The sequence below is a fragment of the Draconibacterium mangrovi genome, assembly GCF_010586825.1.
GTDB lineage: Bacteria > Bacteroidota > Bacteroidia > Bacteroidales > Prolixibacteraceae > Draconibacterium > Draconibacterium mangrovi.
Genome location: NZ_JAAAGB010000001.1, coordinates 801,238 through 819,048 on the forward strand (window position 1 = coordinate 801,238; position 17,811 = coordinate 819,048).

Sequence of the window (17,811 nt, forward strand, 5' to 3'; positions counted from 1 at the left end):
CTTAAGCTAGCTACTGCCTGTTTTCTATTTATAACTTATTTATCTCTTTTAATAGTCTGCGAAACCAGACAATAAAACCTTAATTGCCGACAAAAGTAAAAAAGTGTTTGTTCCCTACCTCCTTTTCAACTTTACCTAAAAATTAAATTTTCGCTTTTGGAGACTGCAGCATGGCTGAATGGTACGTAAAATAAAACATCCGTCCGAAATCCGAACAGATGTTTTTATCTTATCAATATTAAGTATTTCTTAACCGGACTACACAACTCCCTGTGCCAGCATCGCTTCGGCTACTTTAACAAAACCGCCAACATTGGCACCTTTTACATAGTCAATCTTATTTCCTTTTGCGCCATAGCTTACGCAAGTTTCGTGAATAGCTTTCATAATTCCCTTTAAACGCTCGTCCACTTCTTCGCGCGGCCAGTTAATTCGCATACTGTTTTGCGACATTTCCAACCCGGAAACAGCAACACCACCGGCATTTACTGCTTTGCCTGGAGCATAATCCATTGCCTCGCTTAAAAAGTCGACCGCTTCGGCGGTACAGCCCATATTCGATGCTTCGGCTAATAGTTTACATCCATTTTTAGCCAGTTCTTTTGCATCTTCCAAACCAACTTCGTTTTCGGTAGCACAAGGCATTGCCAAATCAACCGGCACTTCCCACGGACGTTTACCGGCAACAAACTCAGCATCAAATTCTTCGGCATACGGCGAAACAATGTCATTATTTGTAGCACGCAATTCAAGCAGGTATTCCACTTTGTCGCCAGTAATTCCATTTTTATCGTAGATGTAGCCATCAGGTCCGGAAATGGTTACCACCTTTCCTCCAAGCTCATTAATTTTGGAAATGGCTCCCCAGGCAACGTTTCCAAATCCCGATACCGAAATTGTTTGGCCTTCAATATCTTTTCCAATACGGTGCAACATGTGCTGTGCAAAATAAACTGCACCAAAACCAGTTGCTTCCGGACGAATTAAACTTCCACCCCAGGCCAAACCTTTTCCGGTTAATACACCTGTAAATTCGTTTTTAATTCGTTTATATTGTCCAAACAGGTAACCAATCTCACGTCCGCCAACGCCGATATCTCCGGCAGGCACATCGGTATGTGGCCCGATATGGCGATACAACTCGGTCATAAAACTCTGGCAAAACCGCATAATCTCGCCATCGCTTTTTCCTTTCGGGCTAAAGTCTGATCCGCCTTTTCCTCCGCCCATTGGCAAAGTTGTAAGGCTATTCTTAAAAGTTTGTTCAAATCCTAAAAACTTCAAAATACTAAGAGTTACACTGGCATGAAACCGCAAACCTCCTTTGTATGGCCCCAATGCCGAGTTAAACTCAACACGGTAACCACGGTTTATTTGCACTTCTCCCCGATCGTCGACCCAGGGCACACGGAACATAATTACCCGCTCGGGCTCAACCATGCGTTCCAGAATTTTAGCGCGCTGGTAACGTGGATTCTTTTCGTAAAAATCCCAAACCGAACCAATTACTTCTTCTACCGCCTGGTGAAATTCATTTTCCCCCGGAGTTCTGTGCTCCAAATTCGCGATGAATTCATTTATATCTGTTTTCATAAGGTTAAAAATTAGAGGACACCAACTAGCAGCTGCCCCGTTAAAAATCATATTCATTTATGAACTTTCCCAATCAAAAAAATGATTGTTTGGCAAAGGTAGAGAAGTAAAAAAATAAATAACAAGCTTTTCTCAAGATTTACCCATCACTTCTTCTTGTTGATTTACAGTACTTTAAACACAAGACAAAAGATGTTAAAAAACACTGTGTGACGGAAATCAGTATTCCTGGCATCATTCCCCGAAACACCTCAAAAACAGGCAATTGTAAGCATTTCTATATCCAAAGTTTAAATTCTTAACTATTGCATTTCAGAAACTTTAGAGCTTATTAGTTAAAAACAGTTTTTTCTATCAAAGTATCAAAAAACACAGTCCAGTATAAACCAGCTAACAAAAGTTAGGGACAGAGGTGTTTTTCAAGAGAATTGAATCATAAAATTTTGGGCATAAAAAAAGCCCTTCCGAACGGGAAGAGCTTTACTATAATATTTTGAGCTGATTTTTACATCATACCGCCCATGCCGCCCATACCAGGGCCACCCATTGGCATTGCTGGACCATCTTCTTTAACCTCAACAATTACGGTTTCGGTGGTTAAGAACATTCCGGCAATTGAAGCAGCGTTTTCAAGTGCAACACGAGTTACTTTTGCTGGATCGATAACACCAGTTTCGTAAAGTTTCTGGTATTCATCAGTACGAGCATTGTAACCGTAATCACCTTCACCGTCTTTTACGTTTTGAACAACTACCGCACCTTCTTTACCAGCGTTAGCTACAATCTGACGCAATGGCTCCTCGATGGCACGTTTAACGATTTCAACACCTGTTGTTTCGTCTTCGTTTTCGCCTTTCAGGTCTTCCAATGCAGCAATTGCACGTACCAAAGCAACACCACCACCAGGAACGATTCCTTCTTCAACAGCAGCGCGGGTTGCGTGCAATGCATCATCTACGCGGTCTTTTTTCTCTTTCATTTCTACTTCTGAAGCAGCACCAACATAAATAACAGCAACACCACCGGCCAATTTAGCCAAACGCTCTTGCAGTTTTTCTTTGTCGTAATCAGAAGTTGTTGTTTCCATCTGCGTTTTGATTTGGTTAACACGAGCAGCAATAGCTTCTTGCGCACCCGCACCATTAACTACAGTTGTATTTTCTTTGTCAACGGTAATTTTTTCGCACTGACCCAACATATCGATTGTCGCCTGCTCCAGTTTCATACCTTTTTCTTCGGTAATTACTGTACCACCAGTCAGGATTGCAATGTCTTCCAACATTTCTTTTCTGCGATCGCCAAAACCAGGAGCTTTAACAGCACATACTTTTAACGAACCACGCAAACGGTTAACAACCAAGGTTGCCAATGCTTCGCCATCTACATCTTCAGAAATGATCATCAATGGACGACCTGTTTGAGCTGAAGCTTCCAATACAGGAAGAAGGTCTTTCATTGTGCTGATCTTTTTGTCGTGGATCAGAATATACGGGTTATCCAATTCTGCAACCATTTTTTCTGCATCGGTTACAAAATATGGAGAAAGGTAACCACGGTCGAATTGCATACCTTCAACTACGTCAACGTAAGTATCAGTACCTTTTGCTTCTTCAATTGTGATAACACCTTCTTTGTGTACTTTTTTCATTGCCTCAGCAATCAACGATCCGATAACTGCATCGTTGTTGGCAGAGATTTTTGCTACTGACTCGATTTTTGCGTAGTCGTCGCCAATTGTTTGAGCTTGCTCTTTAATGCTTGCAACAACTGCTTCAACAGCTTTGTCGATACCGCGTTTCAGATCCATTGGATTTGCACCTGCAGTAACGTTTTTCAAACCAACATTAACGATTGATTGTGCCAAAACAGTTGCTGTAGTAGTACCATCACCAGCGTCGTCGCCGGTTTTAGAAGCTACTTCTTTAACCATTTGAGCGCCCATATTTTCGTATGCGTCGCTTAACTCAATTTCTTTTGCAACAGTTACACCGTCTTTAGTAATTTGTGGTGCTCCAAATTTTTTCTCGATAACTACGTTACGACCTTTTGGTCCTAAAGTAACTTTTACGGCATTAGCCAGTTGATCAACACCACTTTTAAGCAAATCGCGTGCTTCAATATCGAATTTAATTTCTTTAGCCATCTTTTCTGATTTTTACTTTTTGAAATTAGTTAATGTATAAAACGTCAGATTGCGACATCAATAAATAATCTACTCCATCAATGTTCAACTCAGTACCTGAGTATTTACCGTAAAAAACAATATCACCAACTTTTAATTCCATTGGCTCATCTTTTTTATCAGCGCCTGCCAATACTACAGTACCAACCTGTGGTTTTTCCTTTGCCGAATCAGGAATAATGATACCACTCACTGTTTTTTCTTCTGCTTCCTGCGGCTGAACCAGGATCTTGCCAGCAAGAATTTTACCTTTTAAATCTGCCATTTTGTTTTAGTTTTTATGATTAAATATTTTTTTCGTTTTAACGCACTCTCAGTATCATATTTTATGCCAATTGATAAAAAGCAACAATGCACTTCAAATTAAGGACAAAATTACATTGGGAACTTTATGCAGGCCTTCCGCACACACAGTATTCATCTGTCTTTCTGCATCTTATACGCGTGTCAGAGTTTCTGCCATGGTGACAGAACAAGCAAGTTAACCTTGTCTAAAATTTTATTTAATACTTATTTGTCTTTTACTTTTTCTTTTCGCAACTATTGACTAACTTTAATCGTACTTATTAAAGTCAGAAAACAGAGCCAAAGTACCCTGGTGTTATAACACTTAAAACAGGAAGCCATGAAACTCAGAAATTTAATTTTATTGGGGGTACTCTTACTACCTCTGTTTGCCTGCGACGATGCAAACACCGATTACACAACCGAAACCAGATTGATCGTCGACATTCCAACAAAATCCTATTTAGCCGATCTCAGCGAATCATCGGGAACTTACCATTTTAATGGTATTGGAATTTTTTGTCTGGGTTACAGCGACGATCTCAAAGAATGTCCGGGCGATGTTGTTCAGATCAATCCGGGGGTGGGTTCTACCCTTTCGTTTGAAAGCCTGCAAAACAACGAAACTATTGAAGAGCTCCAGCTTGTAATCTCGTACAAACCACAAGGCGACGGCATGTACCAGCAAATCCACTCGGTAGATTTGTTACAAGGTGGTAATATATTGAGTAGTAATACACATTCATTGGTTTTGGATGATGTTCTGGCTCCGTTAATCAACCGGCTGAATGAAAATCCACGCTATCTTATTTCAATTGAAATTAACGGGCTGGCCAACTTTAATCTTTCATCCGATGCACAATTTGCTATTCCCCTGGTTATCGAGAGCGAGTACAACTCACCTCGGTTTACCTTATAAAATAGCATCATAAAAATATCTTGACCCGAGAATAGCTGTACATTAAACATAATTGGTCGAAAAATACCCGGCTATTCTCGTTTTAAAAATTTCCACAAATAGGGCCCTGCCTGTTTTCAAAAAAAACCTTACACATTGATTTTCAATATCTATTTTTTGTATTTTTAACGTTAATATACCAAACAACGCCAATATGCAATCAAAAAAAACAATGGCCAATCACAGCTTCGACATGCTTGCCGAATCGGGTGAATTTTTGAATCTGGTCTTAGACAATATCACCAGCTGCGTGTTACTGCTCGACAAAGACATGAGACTGCAAGCGTTTAATAACGCGCTAAAAACGATCTTTTCGAACAAAACTGACGAGGACCTTCTATACATGCTTTGTGGCGAAGCAATTGGATGTGCATACCAAATTGAAGAAGCAAAAGATTGTGGAAAAACCAGTAAATGTTGCACCTGTGAGCTACGGCTGGCAGCCTTCGATTCATACCTTAACAATACTCCGGTATACAAAAAACATATCAGGCGCCCGTTTTTTAATAAGCATGGTGAACGCGAAATGAAAGACCTACAGTTTTCTACCCGGCAGTTCTATTTTAGGAAAGAGAAATACATCATCCTTATTATTGATGATATTACTGGAAAAACAATTACTACGGACTTACCTCAATAATAGTACAAACATATAAGAACGCAGACCATAAAAAAAGCCGCTCGAAATCGAACGGCTATTTATAATATCATCTTTTTTTTGAATCCTAATTTTCACCACCTTCATCGTCGGCAGCCGGAGTTTCTTCAGTTGCAGCCGGAGTAGTTGTTGGAAATGTTGGTACCTGAGTAGGATCAACAGCTGTTTCAATTTGTTCCTGCACACGACTTTGGTCTGTTTCTGATTGCTCGCGAGGAATAAAACCTGCACCTACAACAGAAAGGAATAATAAAGCTCCTGCCAAAAACCAGGTTCCTTTTTCAAGGAAATCGGTTGTTTTTCGCACGCCCATAACCTGACCTGAAGACTGGAAATTACTTGCCAGACCTCCTCCTTTAGAGTTTTGTACCAGTACAATAAGTACCAAAAGGATACAAACGATAAATAGTAAAACGGTGATTAAAGTATACATCTTTTTTAATTATTATTCTTTAACAATTCAATTTCTTCAATACGGCCTGCAAAGTAAACACTTTTTTCCGGATATTTCAAACTTAATTTTTTATAGGCATCCAAAGCTTTCCCGAAGTTCTTTTGCTGAAAATAAATTGATGCCAAAGTTTCTGTAACCAGCTCCTCATCTTCTTTTACCGACTGTTCAACAAGTTCCCTCTCGCTCCCGTTTCCATTAGTCTCCGGATTATGCTTTACTGTTCGCAATCGTTCACTATCGGTCGACAAAAATTTATCAATCAACGAGTTTTCCGACCGTAGTTCAACATCTCCTTCCAAACGATAAGTTACCTGCGAGTTCTCTATTGCAGCTTCCACCTGTTTTTTAGGCAGTTCATCATTTAAAAATTTAAACAACACTTTTCTGTCGGGAACCATTACCGCCACTTTCTTCAAAACAGCATCATAATCTGAATGTCCCAGATTCTTCAGGTTCTTTAAATACAACAGCCATCCTGCTGAAAACCACGGAAGATCGGAAGTAAGTTTTTTCACCACATCCAACGTCTTTCCATTCAGCGATTTCGATGTATTTATATAGGTCAGAAACTGCTCCCTTTCCATACTACCAGTTTGCAATGGTTGCGTTAAAAATATCGTCGGTAAGTTTTTCAATAATTTCAGCGCTCAATTCTTCTTCCACTGAACTGATTGAAAGGTTACTATCAAAATCTTCGTAGGCCGAGAATGACTTTTCGAAATTTTCTTCGGGCACTTGATTGTTGGTGTATTTCACATTAATTGTAATGGTAAGCCGTGTTTGTGCCGACTCGTCCTGTTTCTGTATCGACATCGGACGAAATTCGTACCCCGTAATCTGCCCTTCAAATTCAAGGTCGCCGCTTTCCGACAATTCGTTTAACGATGTTTGGCGCGTTAATTTCTCGCGCAACTCCTCGGTAAAACTCTGGCTTAGCGTAGGGTTGATCAAACGCGCACGGTTAGGGAAATAATATACAGTAAATGTTTTTACGTTGGGCGACAGGTTCGCTCCGGTAAATGAATAACTAACTTTACACGATGGTGCCAAAACGCCAACCAAGCCTGCTAAAATGGCAACAAACAATAGTTTTCTCAACATACTTTTATCCCTTAATATCGTATTCTTTAATTTTGCGGTATAATGTCCGTTCCGAAATTCCCAATTCCTGCGCAGCATATTTTCTTTTCCCGCGATGTTTCTCCAGAGCTTTCTGAATCAACTCAATTTCTTTATCGGCCAAAGAAAGCGATTCTTCCACAAATTCCTCTGTATCCTGAATATTATCTTTATCAACCGATGTAATATGAATCGGATTTGAGACCTGTTCTTTTGCCACAAAATTACCATCATTGGTATTGTACAAATTTCTGATAATCTGTGCCTGATCACCTGAAATTGGTGCTTCGCGGTTTTCCATTAAATCGAGCACCAGTTTTTTAAGGTCGTTCATGTCGCTCTTCATATCAAAAAGAACTTTGTACAGTATTTCGCGCTCGTTGGCAAACGATTTATTGTCTTCTTCGCGGGCCAGCAAAGCCGGCAAATTAGCTCCTCCGCTAACGGGTAAATACGGGCGTAACGCTTCGGCCGAAATATCACGCTCCTGCTCAATTATCGAAATCTGCTCGGTAATATTTTTTAACTGGCGGATGTTTCCGGGCCAGCGAAAACTTACCAAAACAGTTCGGGCATCTTCTTCTAAATGCACGGGTGGCATCCGGTATTTTTCGGCAAAATCGCGTGCAAATTTTCGAAATAACAAAATAACATCGTCGGGGCGTTCGCGCAACGGCGGAATTGAAATCGGTACCGTATTTAAACGATAATACAAATCCTCGCGAAATTTTCCATCCTCAATTGCTTTCGGAATAATTACGTTGGTTGCGGCAATTACCCGTACATTGGTTTTTATAACCTGCGACGAACCAACCTTCATAAACTCTCCCGTTTCCAACACACGCAGCAAACGTACCTGGGTTGATAAAGGCAACTCGCCAATTTCATCCAAAAATATGGTTCCTCCATCGGCTTCCTGAAAGTATCCCTTCCGGTCGGCAAGTGCTCCGGTAAATGCTCCTTTTTCGTGTCCGAACAACTCTGAATCGATCGTCCCCTCAGGAATCGCTCCGCAGTTTACGGCAATATATTTACCATGTTTTCGGCTCGAATACTGATGTATTATTTGTGGGAATATTTCTTTACCAACACCACTTTCTCCGGTTACCAAAACCGACAAATCGGTTGGCGCCACCTGAACGGCAACTTCAATGGCCCGGTTTATTCCGGCGGTGTTTCCTATTATTCCAAATCTTTGTTTTATTGCTTGTATATCCATATTGTATTTAGTCAACAACCTGCAAATTTACAATTTTTCGATGGCAATGACAGAAAGTCAGTCACAATTAAGTTTTTTTAGGTTTTTTCTACATTGGGGAGTGTTTTGCAAATCCCGTTCCAACATATTTTCTGCGCAATGCAGGTTATATCTTAAGCGATTATTATCTTTGATGCGTCGGTAAATATTTCTGACAAATTGTTAGCAAAACAGACTGTAACCGAATTAAAAAAGAGAAGAATGAACTTTATTGGAATTATACCAGCTCGTTATCAATCCTCACGGTTTCCGGGAAAGCCCCTGGCAAAAATAAAGGACAAACCTATGATTCAGTGGGTGTATGAAAATGCATCAAAAGCACTTCCATATGTTTGTGTTGCCACCGATGATGATCGTATTTTTGATGCCGTAAAAGCTTTTGGCGGCGAGGTGGTAAAAACACTTCCTTCGCATCAAAGTGGTACCGACCGTTGTGCCGAGTCAGCCTTAAAAATTGCTAAAAATCGCCCCGTAGATATTGTCTTAAACATACAAGGAGACGAGCCTTTTGTTAAACCGGAACAAATTGAATTAATTAAATCGTGTTTTGAAAGCGAAACTGAAATTGCCACACTGGTAAAAAAAGTCGATTCGGAAGAGGAACTTTTTAATCCGAACCGCCCAAAAGTGGTGCTCGACAAAAATGATTTTGCCTTGTATTTCAGCCGTTCTCCTATTCCGTATTTCCGTGGAGAAGAAAACAAAAACTGGGTAAAAAAACATACATTCTGGAGCCACATCGGTATGTATGCTTTTAAGGCCGACGTATTACAAAAAATAACTCAGTTGGAACAAGGAAAACTGGAATTGGCCGAATCGCTGGAACAGCTGCGCTGGCTCGAAAATGGCTACAAAATAAAAACCGCAGAAACCACTTCAGCTACCATGGGTATTGATACTCCCGAAGATTTGGAAGCCGCTTTGCAACTGTTTTAATCTTTTCCTGTCATTATACGTTATACAGGCATGTTATTTGCTGCGTATACTCAGGAAACAATTAAACAGTGCTGCCATGAAATATATTATACTTGTCTTATTTACAGTATTTATTGCTTCGGCGTCTTTTGCTCAAGACACCGGGTTCTCTTCATTCCAAAATGAAGAAGAAACAAAAAACGAGGTAAAGATTTACCCGAACCCTTGTAAAGACAATAAAGTCACCATTGATTATTCGTTAAAGGAAATCAGCGAAATCCGTCTCACCAACATTACAGGGAAACAGGTATATTTTAAAGAGTACAAATTTCCTGTTTCAAAAATACAGCTACAACTTAACGATGTTCCGAACGGAATTTACCTGATTCAGATCTTAACCACCGACGACAAACGAACGGTAAAAAAACTGATGATCTCGAGAAATTAATTTTTGAACAATTTTCTTTTTCGCCTGTAATTTACAACCGTATTTAGTTAATTTCACCTGAAAATTAAATTGCACGTTGTGAAACAAACATGAGTCCGCCAATTAGCGTATCACGCAAAAGTGAATAATCAAAATCATGCGAGTTCATCTTCTACCTTAAGAACAAACTATTTTAATCACATGAAAATCTCTACACTCATTCTACTTCTCTTTATAAGTGTTGGGTTATTTGCTCAAACAAGTATTAACGAAGCTCGTCAGAAAGCGGTAGGCACAAGCGTTACGGTTTCGGGCATAGTAACTAACGGCTCGGAACTTGGCCCCATCAGGTATATTCAGGATAATACCGGAGGAATTGGCATATACGACAATGCCCTGTCCGGCGTACTACGCGGAGATTCCATCACTGTAACCGGCGAGCTTGACGATTACAATAATCTGTTGGAGATTAGTCCGGTCACCAACTTTACGACGCATGCCTCGGGGCTGTCGCTACCCGAACCGCAAATCATCAGCATAAGCAATATTGGTGAAGCTTATGAAGCAGAATTGATACGAATAAACAATGTTGAGTTTGTAAATGCCGTTGGGCAATTTGGAGGAAACACAAATTACTCTTTTACTGATGGTACAAATACCGGAGAGCTGAGAATAAATTCAAGCAGCCCGCTTGTTGGCGAGGCAATTCCAACCGGAGCATTCGACCTTGTAGCCATTTGCTCGCAATATAAAACAACTTACCAGCTCCTTCCGCGCGATGCCAATGATTTTATTTTTAATACAAATATTCAGCTTACGTCAGCACTCGAAGTAGTTGAAACCACAAGCAGTTCGATTACCATAAAATGGAACACCGACAACGATGGCACCTCCGAAATACGATATGGATCGAGCATGGAATTAGCGGCTTTGACGAATCATGCCAGTGGCCAATCAACAGTTAGTGCCGATGAATATACGCACCAGGCGCAGATTGCGGGTTTACAAAGTTCGGAGATTGTTTACGCGCAAGCTTTTTCGGTTAACGAAGGCGACACCGCTTTTTCGGCCATCAGTACTTTTGTAAGTAAATCAAATTCGTCGGGCGACATAAAAGTGTATTTCAACACCGAAATTGATGAAAATTACGCCGATCCAACTGTTGCCTCTAATATCGATGATTTTATGGCCGACACACTCGCTGCCTACATTAACAGAGCCAGCGAATCGATCGACTTCTGTATTTACAATATCGACAATTCAAAAATATCAGATGCGCTGAATGCGGCCTACAATCGTGGGGTAACCATTCGTTTTATCACCTGCGGATCAACAACCCACGCCAGCGTTAGCGATTTGAATAACAATATCCCAGTTCTTGAACGTCCGGAAATAGCGGAAGGCGGAATAATGCACAACAAATTTGCCATCTTCGATGCAAACGCAACAAATGCTAACGCTGCCTGGGTTTGGTCGGGCTCCACAAACCTTACACCAAGCCAGCTAACCTACGACAGCAATAATATGATCTTTATTCAAGACCAGTCGTTGGCTAAAGTTTATAAGCTTGAATTTGAAGAAATGTGGGGAAGCTCCGGCAACCAGCCAAATACAGGAAATGCAAAATTTGGTGATGCAAAAACAGACAATACGCCACACCACATACAGGTGGGCGACAAATTGATTGCCTGTTATTTCAGTCCGTCGGACAACACCAACCAGCAGTTGATAAATGCGATTAACACGGCAGATTACGATCTGGATATCGAAACCATGCTGATCACCCGCTCTGATTTGGCCTACACTATAATTGATGCTTACGACCGCGGTGTTGACGTTAATGTTATTACAGAACGAGAGAGCGATAATACCGACATCGTGAATGCGAATCTCAGCAGTACACTTCCTGCCAAAAAATACATTTTCGATGATGCAGCAGGTCAGCTTCACCACAAAGTAGCACTGATCGACGCAAACAACCCGGAATCTGATCCGCAAACAATAACCGGCAGCCACAACTGGAGCAGTTCGGCCAACGACCGGAACGACGAAAACACACTTATTATTCACGATGCGGATATTGCCAACCAGTATTACCAGCAATTTGCTTATCGTTTTAAACAAAACGACGGTACACTTGTACTCTCGGCACAGCGAATCGAATCAGCTTCTGTTAAGGTATTCCCAAATCCAACTGAAGGAAGATTGATGATCACTGCTGATAAAACAATCTTGCGTATTTCGGTATACAACAGCACCGGTGCAAAAATCAAAGAAGTGCAGCCCAATGAAAATTCGACAGAACTCTATCTGCCGCAAAATTTAACCGGGCTATTTATGCTAAAAGTAGAATTAAGCAACGGCAACTATAACACGTATAAGGTTTTGAAAAAATAGAACGTGCGTTTGGCCGACACTTAACCACAACCGTTCTTGTTGAAAAGAACAAATAAAGTCCGGGGCTGCATATAATTATATACAGCCCCGGACTTTTTCATTTCTTCACTTAAAAAAGAAAGTAAAACTTTCATTCAGGTATGGACTAAACCATTTATTCTTTCATGGATATCAGGGAATTACAAATAGCTCAGAAAGCATTCATAAAGCACTGAATAACAAGCCTCCGCACTTGAGAGTAATAAAATCCGGCGCCCCGGAAATTGTCCCGCAAACAAGAAAAACGAAATCCGGTGGCCCGGAAATACTGCCGCACTCAAGAAAAATGATTTCCAGCGCCCCGGAAATGTTCCCGCAGACAAGAGAAATGAAATCTGGTAGACCGGAAATACCGCCGCACATCCGAAATGATTGTTCTTCGATAAAACAATAACGCTTAGCGGCCAGTAATCTCTTATCCTCCGAAACGCGATTTTGCTTCCTCAAGAATGGCAACGGTTGCAGTAGCTCCACAGCGTGAGCAACCGGCTTCACGCACAGCCAGCAAGGCATCGAGCGTACGCACTCCTCCGGCAGCTTTAATTTTTACGTTTGGACCGCTGCTATCGCGCATTAACTTCAGGTTATCAATGGTAGCTCCCATGTACGAATAGCGTCCATCAGCACCTTTTACAAAACCAAACCCGGAGGACGTTTTTACGTAATCCGCACCAACTTTTGTGCAAATCTCACACAGTCTTCTAATGTCCAGTTCATTCGTAACGTAATCGGTTTCGAAAATAACTTTTACAATCGCCCCGTTTATATGACAGGTTTTTACAACTGTACCAATCTCAAGCTCAATATATTCCCAGTCGCCCTGCAAAGCTTTCCCTATATTTATAACCATATCAATCTCAACCGCACCATCCTTACAGGCTGTTTCCGCTTCAAAAGCCTTTACCTCAATGGCTGAATTTCCCGCCGGGAAACCAATCACACAACCGACCGCAACCTCCGCATCTTTTAAAAGCTGCCGGGCCTGTTTTACCGCATAAGGTTTTACACAAACCGATGCTACATTATACTTTGCCGCAACGGCACATTCCCGCTCTAAATCGTAATCTGTCATGGTAGGATGAAGGATCGAATGATCGATCATTTTTGCAAGCTGCTGAACACTAGCCATTTTAATTGGTTTTAAGTTATAGGGTAAATTTACAAAATATGCCGACTACCTGTGACATATTTTAGTGAACCTTTTTCCAAATAATAAGTATTAAAACAGAAAAACCATAAAACTTAATGACTATGACCAACAGAAGATCATTTTTGAAATCGCTTGCCGGCGCAAGTGCCGGAATTAGTTTGGCTTCAGGCTCATTTGCTTCCGGTCAGGAAACGCGTGACAGATTGGGAGAAGTATTGCCAAAACGAAAATTAGGCAGAACCGGCGAACACGTTACCATGCTTGGCACCGGTGGCTACCACGTGGGCTGGACAACCGAACGCGATGCACAGGAAGTAATAGAAGCGTCTCTTGAGGGAGGTGTCCGTTTTTTCGATACTGCAGAAAGTTATTCAAGAGGAACCAGCGAAGAACGTTACGGGAAATACCTGACTCCAAAGTACCGCGACTTTATTTTTCTGATGACAAAATCAACCGGCCGCGATGCCAAAACCGTGCAGGAACATTTGGAGGGCTCGTTACGAAGACTAAAAGTTGACCAGATTGACCTGTATCAGGTTCATGCCATTTCAACGCCCGGTGATGTTGACAACAGAATAAACAATGGTGTTTTAGACGTACTGTTAAAAGCAAAACAAGAGGGCAAAATAAAATACCTTGGATTTACAGGCCACCAAAATCCCTATGCGCACACGCGAATGCTCGAACAAACAGAAGCAAGTGATATTTTCGACACCGTGTTAATGCCGGTTAACCTTCTTGATGCATCGTATTATAGTTTTATCGAAAACGTAATGCCAAAGGCATTGGATCGAAACATGGGAATTCTATCCATTAAATCGCTGGCCGACGGAAGATTCTTTTCGAAAAAAGAAGAAGCCGACTGGACATCTGACGACCCGGTTATCCCGAACTATGTAAGCATAAAAGAAGCGATGCATTTTGTGTGGTCGTTACCTGTTTCAGTTTTGATATCGGGGAATGAGAACGCAACATACATGCGCGAAAAAATTGCACTGGCACGCTCATTCTCAAAATTATCGGAAGACGAAAAACAAAATCTTATCGACAAAGTAAAACTTCTGGCAGAGTCTGGAGGAATTGAATATTACAAACGAAAAGAATCATAAAAGAAAAATCCCGGCGCCTCTGCTACCGGGATTCAAACTAAACCTAACTAAACCAAACTTATGAAAAAACAGCATATTGCTGTGAAGTATTTTGTATCTAATCTATTTTCTGAATACAATAAATTATACTCAGTTTAATTGTTTTCATGACGAAAAATAAAATACAAATACCGTGCCAAAAGCTAATTTCCGGAGGACAAACTGGTGTCGACCGCGCAGTTTTAGACGCTTGCCTGAACTATTCCTTTCCGTGTGGTGGCTGGTGCCCTAAAAACCGGAAAGCTGAAGACGGAAAAATAGCTGCAAAGTATCCGTTAAATGAATTGCCCGAAGAAGACTATGCTGCCAGAACCCGAAAAAACGTCACCGAGTCTGACGGAACTTTAATAGTTGTTTCAGAAGATTTAAATGGAGGAACACTGCTTACCCAACAGTTTGCCCAGGATCTAAAAAAACCTCTCCGCGTTGTTCGGCCTGATACAAATCCTTCGCACTTAATTCCGTGGCTTATTCTGAATAAAATAAACACGCTGAATGTTGCCGGTCCACGCGAAAGCGAGTGGGGTAACGCCTACCCTCAAACCTACCGGTTTATTACCGAACTTATTGTAAAAATTAAATCATCGGCATCGGAGAGACTCCCCTTATTTATATCAAAAAATAAAATATCTTTGCGCAAAATAGAAGGAACCATTTAATTGAATGGTTGTTAAGAGGTAGTAAATGGAGAAAATTAGAAACTTTTGCATCATTGCGCACATCGACCACGGAAAGAGTACGCTGGCTGACCGCCTACTGGAATTTACCAAGACGATTAGCGAACGCCAAATGCACGCCCAGGTACTCGATAGTATGGACCTGGAACAGGAACGTGGGATTACGATTAAAAGCCATGCTATACAAATGGATTATGTGCATGATGGTGATCCTTATAAATTAAACCTGATTGATACTCCTGGACACGTGGATTTTTCGTACGAGGTTTCGAGATCAATTGCTGCATGCGAAGGAGCATTGCTAATTATCGACGCTACCCAGGGAATTCAGGCGCAAACTATCTCGAATTTGTACCTTGCCATTGAACACGACCTGGAAATTATTCCGGTACTGAATAAAATGGACCTCCCAAACGCCATGCCCGAAGTTGTTGAAGATCAGATTATCGATCTTATCGGTTGCGACCGTGAAGACATTATTCGCGCCAGCGGAAAAACCGGAGAAGGAGTTCAGGAAATTCTGAATCAAATTATATACAAAATACCACACCCGAAAGGCGATCCTAAAGCACCGTTGCAGGCACTTATATTCGATTCGGTTTTTAATTCGTTTCGTGGAATTATTGCCTATTTCAAAATTCAGAATGGTGAAATAAGGAAAAAAGACCTGGTGAAATTTGTGGCCACCGGCAAACAATACGATGCCGACGAGGTGGGCGTACTAAAACTAAGTTTGCAGCCTCGTGATGTTTTAGGTCCCGGCGATGTTGGATACATTATTTCGGGTATTAAAACAGCGAAAGAGGTAAAAGTTGGTGATACAATTACTCACGTTGTCAACCCGTGCGACAAGGCCATTGAAGGTTTTGAAGAAGTAAAACCTATGGTTTTTGCCGGAGTTTACCCAATTGACGCAGATGATTATGAAGATCTGCGTGCAGCAATGGATAAGCTGCAACTGAACGATGCATCTCTGACTTTCGAGCCGGAATCATCAGCAGCGCTGGGATTTGGATTCCGATGCGGTTTCCTTGGGCTTTTGCACATGGAGATTATCCAGGAACGACTGGAGCGCGAATTCGACATGAACGTTATTACAACAGTACCCAACGTTTCGTATAAAGCTCACCTTACCGATGGCAGTGAAATTATCGTATACAATCCTTCGGGAATGCCGGCTTCAACTACAGTTGACGAGATTGAGGAACCATACATACGTGCCAATATTATTACAGCATCGGAATTTATCGGGCCGGTAATGACCTTGTGTCTCGATAAACGCGGCGAACTGGTCAGCCAGAATTACCTGACTGCCGAGCGTGCCGAACTGGTTTTTAATCTTCCGCTGGGAGAAATCGTTTTCGATTTTTACGATAAACTAAAAAGTATTTCAAAAGGTTATGCTTCGTTTGATTACCACATGAGTGGTTATAAACCGGCAAAACTGGTACGTTTGGACATTCTGCTGAACGGCGAAATGGTTGATGCCCTGTCGACATTAATTCACTTCGACAATGCTTATGCTTTCGGACGCCGTATGTGTGAAAAGCTAAAAGAGCTGATTCCGAGACAACAGTTTGACATTGCCATTCAGGCAGCAATCGGTGCAAAAATTATTGCCCGCGAAACTGTAAAAGCTGTTCGAAAAGACGTAACAGCAAAATGTTATGGTGGTGATATTACGCGTAAACGAAAATTGCTGGAGAAACAGAAAAAAGGAAAGAAACGAATGAAACAAGTGGGTAACGTTGAAGTACCTCAAAAAGCTTTCCTTGCCGTCTTAAAACTGGATTAAAAGAAATTCAAAATCATAAAAAAGCCTGATAAAATTATCAGGCTTTTCTTTTGCTACAGCGTGTTATCAAACAATCAGTTTATAACCTTTTCCGTGTACATTTATTATTTCAACGGTAGGTTCTTCTTTCAGGTGCTTACGCAGTTTGGTAATGTAAACATCCATACTGCGTGCATTAAAATAGTTATCGTCGATCCAAATCGATTTTAATGCATAATTACGTTCCAGCACCTTGTTGGCATTCTGGCAAAGTAATTTCAGCAAATCCGATTCTTTAGTAGTCAGTTTTACTATGTTCTCACCTTCAGAAAGGGTTTGCTTTCGTGTATCGAAAGTAAATTTACCCAATGTAAAAACCTGTTGTGCGCTGGCCTGTCCTTCCTGCGAAGTACGGCGTAAAATCGCCTCCAAACGCATAATCAGCTCTTCCATACTAAAAGGCTTGGTAATGTAATCGTCGGCTCCCAGCTGAAAACCTTCGAGCACATCGTCTTTCATGTTTTTCGCTGTCAGAAAAATTATCGGGATGTCGGCATTAATAATACGTATATCTTTTGCCAGTGTAAATCCGTCTTTTTTGGGCATCATCACATCCAACACACAAATGTCGAAATGCTCTTTCATAAATCCTTTGTAAGCTGCTTCTCCATCAGGATAAAGCTCTGCATCATATCCTTTTGCAACCAAATATTCTTTTAATAATAAGCCTAAATTCTCGTCGTCTTCTGCTAGTAATAATTTTGTTTTTTGTTCCAT

The 17,811-nt window shown here is 41.1% G+C and carries 17 protein-coding genes; 8 read left to right on the top strand and 9 right to left on the bottom strand.

Going from position 1 to position 17,811, the window contains the following annotated elements; translation table 11 throughout:
• Positions 1-258 precede the first annotated feature (258 nt).
• The 3 genes from gdhA to G4420_RS03195 form a co-directional block, all read right to left on the bottom strand.
• Positions 259-1,593: an NADP-specific glutamate dehydrogenase gene (gdhA, locus tag G4420_RS03185; RefSeq protein WP_163322135.1), complete on the bottom strand. Its 1,335-nt coding sequence runs from the start codon at positions 1,591-1,593 to the stop codon at positions 259-261.
• 505 nt (positions 1,594-2,098) lie between these two features.
• Positions 2,099-3,736 (bottom strand): chaperonin GroEL, encoded by a 1,638-nt coding sequence (gene groL / locus G4420_RS03190; protein WP_163322136.1) that lies wholly within the window; start codon positions 3,734-3,736, stop codon positions 2,099-2,101.
• 25 nt (positions 3,737-3,761) lie between these two features.
• Complete coding sequence (locus tag G4420_RS03195; RefSeq protein WP_163322137.1) at positions 3,762-4,040, bottom strand: co-chaperone GroES; 279 nt, start codon at positions 4,038-4,040, stop codon at positions 3,762-3,764.
• 360 nt (positions 4,041-4,400) lie between these two features.
• Here G4420_RS03195 and G4420_RS03200 point away from each other — a divergent pair, with 360 nt between their 5' ends.
• Positions 4,401-4,979: a hypothetical protein gene (locus tag G4420_RS03200; RefSeq protein WP_163322138.1), complete on the top strand. Its 579-nt coding sequence runs from the start codon at positions 4,401-4,403 to the stop codon at positions 4,977-4,979.
• A gap of 193 nt (positions 4,980-5,172) precedes the next feature.
• Positions 5,173-5,658 (top strand): hypothetical protein, encoded by a 486-nt coding sequence (locus G4420_RS03205; RefSeq protein WP_163322139.1) that lies wholly within the window; start codon positions 5,173-5,175, stop codon positions 5,656-5,658.
• A gap of 85 nt (positions 5,659-5,743) precedes the next feature.
• On the opposite strand, the gene secG is transcribed toward G4420_RS03205, so the two are convergent.
• The 4 genes from secG to G4420_RS03225 are packed head-to-tail and all read right to left on the bottom strand — an operon-like array spanning position 5,744 to position 8,468.
• A complete protein-coding gene (gene secG / locus G4420_RS03210; RefSeq protein ID WP_163322140.1) occupies positions 5,744-6,109 on the bottom strand; it encodes a preprotein translocase subunit SecG in 366 nt (121 codons plus the stop codon).
• Positions 6,110-6,114: 5 nt separating this feature from the next.
• Complete coding sequence (locus G4420_RS03215; RefSeq protein ID WP_163322141.1) at positions 6,115-6,714, bottom strand: hypothetical protein; 600 nt, start codon at positions 6,712-6,714, stop codon at positions 6,115-6,117.
• 1 nt (position 6,715) lies between these two features.
• Entirely contained in the window at positions 6,716-7,231 is a 516-nt protein-coding gene (locus tag G4420_RS03220; protein ID WP_163322142.1) for an LptE family protein, read from the bottom strand.
• A 4-nt stretch (positions 7,232-7,235) separates the two neighbouring features.
• Entirely contained in the window at positions 7,236-8,468 is a 1,233-nt protein-coding gene (locus G4420_RS03225; RefSeq protein ID WP_163322143.1) for a sigma-54 interaction domain-containing protein, read from the bottom strand.
• Positions 8,469-8,708: 240 nt separating this feature from the next.
• On the opposite strand from G4420_RS03225, the gene kdsB reads away from it, so the two are divergent.
• From kdsB to G4420_RS03240, 3 genes are all read left to right on the top strand, one after another.
• Positions 8,709-9,443, top strand: a complete 735-nt coding sequence (gene kdsB / locus G4420_RS03230; RefSeq protein ID WP_163322144.1) for a 3-deoxy-manno-octulosonate cytidylyltransferase — start codon at positions 8,709-8,711, stop codon at positions 9,441-9,443.
• A 76-nt stretch (positions 9,444-9,519) separates the two neighbouring features.
• A complete protein-coding gene (locus G4420_RS03235) occupies positions 9,520-9,870 on the top strand; it encodes a T9SS type A sorting domain-containing protein (RefSeq protein ID WP_163322145.1) in 351 nt (116 codons plus the stop codon).
• 180 nt (positions 9,871-10,050) lie between these two features.
• Positions 10,051-12,246: a phospholipase D-like domain-containing protein gene (locus G4420_RS03240; protein ID WP_163322146.1), complete on the top strand. Its 2,196-nt coding sequence runs from the start codon at positions 10,051-10,053 to the stop codon at positions 12,244-12,246.
• A gap of 454 nt (positions 12,247-12,700) precedes the next feature.
• On the opposite strand, the gene deoC is transcribed toward G4420_RS03240, so the two are convergent.
• Positions 12,701-13,414 (bottom strand): deoxyribose-phosphate aldolase, encoded by a 714-nt coding sequence (gene deoC / locus G4420_RS03245; RefSeq protein WP_163322147.1) that lies wholly within the window; start codon positions 13,412-13,414, stop codon positions 12,701-12,703.
• A gap of 122 nt (positions 13,415-13,536) precedes the next feature.
• On the opposite strand from deoC, the gene G4420_RS03250 reads away from it, so the two are divergent.
• The 3 genes from G4420_RS03250 to lepA all read left to right on the top strand — a co-directional run bounded on the left by G4420_RS03250 (position 13,537) and on the right by lepA (position 17,055).
• The gene (locus G4420_RS03250) at positions 13,537-14,544 is read left to right on the top strand and encodes an aldo/keto reductase (protein ID WP_163322148.1); all 1,008 of its coding nucleotides are present in this window, start codon (positions 13,537-13,539) and stop codon (positions 14,542-14,544) included.
• A 146-nt stretch (positions 14,545-14,690) separates the two neighbouring features.
• Entirely contained in the window at positions 14,691-15,242 is a 552-nt protein-coding gene (locus G4420_RS03255; RefSeq protein WP_204273578.1) for a putative molybdenum carrier protein, read from the top strand.
• A 25-nt stretch (positions 15,243-15,267) separates the two neighbouring features.
• A complete protein-coding gene (gene lepA, locus G4420_RS03260; RefSeq protein WP_163322149.1) occupies positions 15,268-17,055 on the top strand; it encodes a translation elongation factor 4 in 1,788 nt (595 codons plus the stop codon).
• A 66-nt stretch (positions 17,056-17,121) separates the two neighbouring features.
• On the opposite strand, the gene rprY is transcribed toward lepA, so the two are convergent.
• Positions 17,122-17,811, bottom strand: a complete 690-nt coding sequence (gene rprY, locus G4420_RS03265) for a response regulator transcription factor RprY (RefSeq protein WP_163322150.1) — start codon at positions 17,809-17,811, stop codon at positions 17,122-17,124.

Bases quoted from the DNA above. Each gene is read 5' to 3' on its own strand.
- secG (WP_163322140.1), bottom strand. From the start codon at position 6,109: ATGTATACTTTAATCACCGTTTTACTATTTATCGTTTGTATCCTTTTG.
- G4420_RS03235 (WP_163322145.1), top strand. From the start codon at position 9,520: ATGAAATATATTATACTTGTCTTATTTACAGTATTTATTGCTTCGGCG.
- G4420_RS03200 (WP_163322138.1), top strand. From the start codon at position 4,401: ATGAAACTCAGAAATTTAATTTTATTGGGGGTACTCTTACTACCTCTG.
- G4420_RS03250 (WP_163322148.1), top strand. From the start codon at position 13,537: ATGACCAACAGAAGATCATTTTTGAAATCGCTTGCCGGCGCAAGTGCC.
- G4420_RS03220 (WP_163322142.1), bottom strand. From the start codon at position 7,231: ATGTTGAGAAAACTATTGTTTGTTGCCATTTTAGCAGGCTTGGTTGGC.
- gdhA (WP_163322135.1), bottom strand. From the start codon at position 1,593: ATGAAAACAGATATAAATGAATTCATCGCGAATTTGGAGCACAGAACT.
- kdsB (WP_163322144.1), top strand. From the start codon at position 8,709: ATGAACTTTATTGGAATTATACCAGCTCGTTATCAATCCTCACGGTTT.
- G4420_RS03255 (WP_204273578.1), top strand. From the start codon at position 14,691: ATGACGAAAAATAAAATACAAATACCGTGCCAAAAGCTAATTTCCGGA.
- groL (WP_163322136.1), bottom strand. From the start codon at position 3,736: ATGGCTAAAGAAATTAAATTCGATATTGAAGCACGCGATTTGCTTAAA.
- rprY (WP_163322150.1), bottom strand. From the start codon at position 17,811: ATGGAACAAAAAACAAAATTATTACTAGCAGAAGACGACGAGAATTTA.
- deoC (WP_163322147.1), bottom strand. From the start codon at position 13,414: ATGGCTAGTGTTCAGCAGCTTGCAAAAATGATCGATCATTCGATCCTT.
- G4420_RS03205 (WP_163322139.1), top strand. From the start codon at position 5,173: ATGCAATCAAAAAAAACAATGGCCAATCACAGCTTCGACATGCTTGCC.
- G4420_RS03215 (WP_163322141.1), bottom strand. From the start codon at position 6,714: ATGGAAAGGGAGCAGTTTCTGACCTATATAAATACATCGAAATCGCTG.
- G4420_RS03240 (WP_163322146.1), top strand. From the start codon at position 10,051: ATGAAAATCTCTACACTCATTCTACTTCTCTTTATAAGTGTTGGGTTA.
- lepA (WP_163322149.1), top strand. From the start codon at position 15,268: ATGGAGAAAATTAGAAACTTTTGCATCATTGCGCACATCGACCACGGA.
- G4420_RS03195 (WP_163322137.1), bottom strand. From the start codon at position 4,040: ATGGCAGATTTAAAAGGTAAAATTCTTGCTGGCAAGATCCTGGTTCAG.
- G4420_RS03225 (WP_163322143.1), bottom strand. From the start codon at position 8,468: ATGGATATACAAGCAATAAAACAAAGATTTGGAATAATAGGAAACACC.